Source organism: Aeromonas media (genome assembly GCF_000819985.1).
Lineage (GTDB): Bacteria > Pseudomonadota > Gammaproteobacteria > Enterobacterales > Aeromonadaceae > Aeromonas > Aeromonas media.
This window is the reverse complement of sequence record NZ_CDBZ01000233.1, coordinates 1-1,061: the sequence shown is the minus strand read 5'-3', so window position 1 is coordinate 1,061 and position 1,061 is coordinate 1. Positions and strand designations below refer to the sequence as shown.

Sequence of the window (1,061 nt, the reverse complement as noted above, 5' to 3'; positions counted from 1 at the left end):
CGGTCCAACTGCTCAAACGCCTCGCGTCGGTTACCGGGCAGCTGCTTGAACGGGCGCTCGTTGAGCTCATTCAACAAAGCCCGGATGCACTGGTTTAGCTCGGCAAGCGAGAAGAAGGTCTGATGGCGTAGACGAGCCAGGATCCAGCGCTCGACGATCTGCACACCCACCTCGGCCTTGGCTTTGTCCTTAGGCTTGTAAGGGCGAGCTGGCATCACCGCCACCTGATAGTGCTCGGCCAACTGCTGGTAGCTGGGGTTGAGCTCGGGATCGTATCGGCAAGCCTTGCTGACACCGCTCTTGAGGTTGTCGGGGATCAGCAGTACCGGTGTCCCGCCGAAAAACTCAAAGGCACGGACATGGCTTTGCAGCCAGTCCGGCAGTGACTGGGACCAGGTGGCCTCGGCAAAGGTGTAGTTGGACGCACCGAGCACGGCGACAAAGACTTGTGCCTGACGGACCTCACCCGTAGTCGGCGACACGATGGGCACCGTGGGCCCGCAGTAGTCGATAAAGAGCTTTTCCCCCGCCTTGTGGATCTGGCGCATGGAGCGCTTTTGCAACTGACACCAGGACTTGTAACGGTCACAGAACTGGGAGTAGCTGTAACAGCTATTGGGATAGCGCTGGGTGTACTCCTCCCAGAGCAGCTGTTTGGAGACCCCCTTGCGCTTGAGCTCCTGATGGACAGAGGGCCAATCCGGCACAACATGGCGGGCCGAGATGGTGGTATCGGCCTGCGGATAGAACAGGGCAGCCAGTCGGCCATCATCAAGCTCGGTAGGTAAGGGCCAGGTAAGGCCGAGCGCCTGGGCACTTTTGAGGAGTTTCTGGATGGAGCCGACACTGACCTTGGTACAGATACTGATTTGGCGAACAGAGAGGTCAGCTTCCAGCCGCAGTCGCAGCACTTCACGAATTTTACGCATTGCAATCCTCTTGGCAGACATAGGCTCTTCCCTGGCAAAAGGGAGAGCGTATCAAAGGTTTTTAAATCAATGCGTTAAGGATGATTCCGGTGAATGTGAACAGTGATTCCGGGATGTTGAACACTGTTTCCG

At 57.3% G+C, this 1,061-nt stretch carries 1 pseudogene; it reads right to left on the bottom strand.

The features are described from left to right. Nucleotides 1–950, bottom strand: a pseudogene (gene istA / locus BN1127_RS20815) (IS21-like element ISAs29 family transposase); the annotation flags it as partial. Between the last annotated feature and the right edge of the window lie 111 nt (nucleotides 951–1,061).